This window comes from Kiritimatiellia bacterium (genome assembly GCA_028715905.1).
Taxonomy (GTDB): Bacteria; Verrucomicrobiota; Kiritimatiellia; order JAAZAB01; family JAAZAB01; genus JAQUQV01.
This window is the reverse complement of the sequence record JAQUQV010000122.1, coordinates 1-3,233: the sequence shown is the minus strand read 5'-3', so window position 1 is coordinate 3,233 and position 3,233 is coordinate 1. Positions and strand designations below refer to the sequence as shown.

Sequence of the window (3,233 nt, the reverse complement as noted above, 5' to 3'; positions counted from 1 at the left end):
TGCCCTGGAACAATAACGAAGCCGGCTATGCCAAATTTCAGGCCGAGCAGGCGGAATTTTTCCGCGAATTGGGCGACCGGTTCGGGATAGCCCTTAACCGACGCGTCCGGATTAAATTAAAAAGCATGGAGCGGGAATTTGAGGGCAGATTGGTCATGGCCCAACTGCTCCCGCCCGATTCATTGGACGATAAATTCTGCCTGCGCGTCGGTCCCATTGATTTTGATTATACCGATATTGAATATGCCGTTCTTGCGGAGGATTCACCGGATAAAAAGTGAAAAATCCATTTGTGATTTGCAATGAAATACAAGAACTTTGAGGATGTCCCGGTCTGGCAGGCGGGAATTGAACTGACGACGGAAGTCTTCCGGATCACGGAGGATAAAAACTTCCGTTTCAAAGGCGACTTGGCGAATCAAATCCAGCGCGCCGCGCTTTCAATCCCTAATAATATTGCCGAGGGCTTTGAACGCGGCACGACGCCGGAATTGATCATGTTCCTGTATTACGCCAAAGGCTCCGCCGGTGAGGTGCGCTCCATCTGCCACGTCCTGGAACGTCTCCCGTTCCTGGCTCATCTTAAATCTGAAATTTTAAATTTGAAATCATTGGCCGCCTCCATATCCCGCCAGACGGCGGGCTGGGCCGCCTCCTTGCAGGAAAGCGATATCAAAGGGCAACGCTACCTGACCGACCAGAGCCGGACGAGCTATAATCAGAAACAGCGCGCCGCCGCCTTTCTGGAACAACTTAAACGCGAACAGGAAAAACGATTAAATGATTTGAAACAGAACAGGGCCTGATGCGATGTATTCCGAAGATAATTTATTGCCGCTTTCCGCGCTCCAGCATCTGCTGTTCTGCGAACGGCAATGCGCGTTGATTCATATTGAACAGCAGTGGGATGAAAATGTGCTCACCGTTGAGGGCAAAGGCATGCACAAGCGCAGTGATCAGTCGCAGACGGAGTCGCGCGGAAATATCCGCCTGGCACGCGGCGTCTGGCTGAAATGTCTGCGGCTGGGCCTGACCGGCCGCGCCGATCTGGTTGAGTTTCACCGGATTGATTCGCCCGGAGAAGGCGTCGCTTTGGCAAATATTTCCGGGCGCTGGCGGCCTTTTCCGGTGGAAGACAAACACGGCCGGCCGAAAAAAGATTTGATGGATAAAGTTCAGCTTTGCGGCCAGGCATTATGTCTGGAAGAGATGTTGAACGTGCGCATAGCTTCCGGCGCGTTGTTCTACGGCAAAACGCGCCACCGGCTGGATGTGGTTTTTGACGACGATTTGCGGAGCCAGACAGAAAAAGCCGCGCGCCGTCTGCGCCAATTGCTTGCCAGCGGAGCCACGCCCCCGGCAGTGTATGAAAAAAAATGCGATTCATGTTCGCTTTATGAGCAATGCCGGCCAAAACTTCTGCAACAAAATAATGCGTCTGTCTGGCTGACGCGCATGATCAGGGAAGCCGTGGTATGAAAAAACTGCTCAATACGCTTTATGTTACCACCCAGGGCGCCTATTTATGCCACGAGGGCGAGTCGGTGCTGGTGAACGTGGAAAAAGAAACCCGCCTGCGCCTGCCAATTCACGCTTTGAGCGGAATTGTCTGCTTCGGCCAGGTGGCATGCAGTCAGCCGTTGATGGGGTTGTGCGGCGAAAGGGGCGTGGCCTTGACTTATCTCAGCGAGCGCGGACAGTTCCTTGCCCGGGTTCATGGGCCGGTGTCCGGTAATGTTCTCCTGCGGCGCGAGCAGTATCGCCGCGCGGAAAATCCCGGTCATGCCGTGCAAATCGCCAGAAACATGGTGATCGGAAAAATGATGAATTGCCGGACCGTTCTCCAGCGGGTTTTGCGCGACCACGGCGAAAAACAGGATAAGGAAACTCTGGAACCGGTTGTGCGCCGGCTCGGCCGCCTGACCAATGAAGCCGAACGCGAGGAAAATATGGAAATATTGCGCGGGCTTGAAGGAAATGCCGCCAATGAATATTTTTCAGTGTTCAACAACATGATAACCGCTCAAAAGGATTATTTCAGTTTCCAATGTCGTTCCCGGCGCCCTCCTCTGGATGCAGTCAATGCGTTGTTGTCGTTTGTTTACACCCTGTTGGTTCACGATGCGGTTTCGGCGTTGGAAGGCGTGGGGCTGGATCCGCAGATGGGCTTCCTGCATGCTTTGCGGCCGGGACGGCCGTCGCTTGCCCTGGATTTGATGGAAGAATTCCGGTCTTGCCTGGCGGATCGTCTGGTGCTTTCCCTGATTAACCTGCGCCAGATTGACGCAAAAGGATTTCAAAAAACGGAATCAGGCGCCGTGCTGATGAATGACGAAACACGCAAAACGGTTCTGGTGTCCTATCAGAAACGCAAGCAGGAAGATATTCTGCATCCGTTTCTGGAGGAAACCGTTCCCTTCGGCCTTCTTCTTCACATTCAGGCGTTATTGCTGGCCCGGCATCTGCGCGGCGACATGGACGCTTATCCGCCGTTTATATGGCGATGAGCCCCGTTAGAGGCCTGCCTGGATAAAAGTGATGCTTATGCGCGTGAGCAATATTTGAAGACGGGAATGGGTAAGAGATTTTTAAAAAATAGACTAAAACGCTTCCTGTTTCTAACGGGGTGAGATTAATGATGGTATTGGTCAGTTATGACGTCAGCACAATAGACCGGCGCGGCCGGAACCGTCTGCGCAAGGCCGCAAAAGCCTGCCTGGATTATGGCCAGAGAGTCCAGAATTCGGTTTTTGAATGTAACGTTGATCCGACCCAGTGGGCCATTCTTAAGCAAAGATTGGAAGAATTATATAACCCTGAACAGGACAGCTTGCGGTTTTATTATCTTGGATCAAATTGGCGGCGGCGAGTGGAACATCTTGGAACAAAAAAAACGCCTGACCTTGAAAAGCCGCTTGTGGTGTAAGCTCCGCGAACATGGGGTGAACATGTTTTGCCTGATATGTTCGCGGAAGTTGCAAGTTGTTTGAATTGAACAAAATAAGTTTGTGAATAATTTTTTGTTCTTTGAAAATTTAATAACAACTGGATATTCGCGGAATATCCTTGTTGGATCGTTGATAGTCAATGCTTTGTTATTCCGAGGTCGCGCCCCGTGCGGGCGCGTGGATTGAAACACGGCCCAGCCACTTCAACCAACGCAATGGAACGTCGCGCCCCGTGCGGGCGCGTGGATTGAAACTATATCTGTTACGGAGAGATCATGTTGTATC

Annotated in this window: 5 protein-coding genes; all 5 read left to right on the top strand. The window is 51.9% G+C overall.

The window, feature by feature from the left end; translation table 11 throughout:
• Positions 1–281 (top strand): hypothetical protein (locus PHP98_12030; protein MDD5484356.1); only part of this gene is annotated, 281 nt, incomplete at its 5' end.
• 21 nt (positions 282–302) lie between these two features.
• Positions 303–806, top strand: coding sequence for a four helix bundle protein (locus tag PHP98_12025; GenBank protein ID MDD5484355.1), 504 nt, complete (start codon positions 303–305; stop codon positions 804–806).
• Positions 807–810: 4 nt separating this feature from the next.
• Positions 811–1,479 carry a CRISPR-associated protein Cas4 gene (gene cas4, locus PHP98_12020; protein MDD5484354.1) on the top strand — a complete coding sequence of 223 codons (669 nt, stop codon included), beginning with the start codon at positions 811–813 and terminating at the stop codon, positions 1,477–1,479.
• Positions 1,476–2,507, top strand: a complete 1,032-nt coding sequence (gene cas1c / locus PHP98_12015; protein ID MDD5484353.1) for a type I-C CRISPR-associated endonuclease Cas1c — start codon at positions 1,476–1,478, stop codon at positions 2,505–2,507. Before cas4 ends, cas1c begins: the two co-directional genes overlap by 4 nt.
• A gap of 128 nt (positions 2,508–2,635) precedes the next feature.
• Positions 2,636–2,926 (top strand): CRISPR-associated endonuclease Cas2, encoded by a 291-nt coding sequence (gene cas2 / locus PHP98_12010; protein ID MDD5484352.1) that lies wholly within the window; start codon positions 2,636–2,638, stop codon positions 2,924–2,926.
• Positions 2,927–3,233 lie beyond the last annotated feature (307 nt).

Coding starts and splice junctions, on each gene's coding strand:
- PHP98_12025 (MDD5484355.1), top strand. CDS start 303: ATGAAATACAAGAACTTTGAGGATGTCCCGGTCTGGCAGGCGGGAATT.
- cas4 (MDD5484354.1), top strand. CDS start 811: ATGTATTCCGAAGATAATTTATTGCCGCTTTCCGCGCTCCAGCATCTG.
- cas1c (MDD5484353.1), top strand. CDS start 1,476: ATGAAAAAACTGCTCAATACGCTTTATGTTACCACCCAGGGCGCCTAT.
- cas2 (MDD5484352.1), top strand. CDS start 2,636: ATGATGGTATTGGTCAGTTATGACGTCAGCACAATAGACCGGCGCGGC.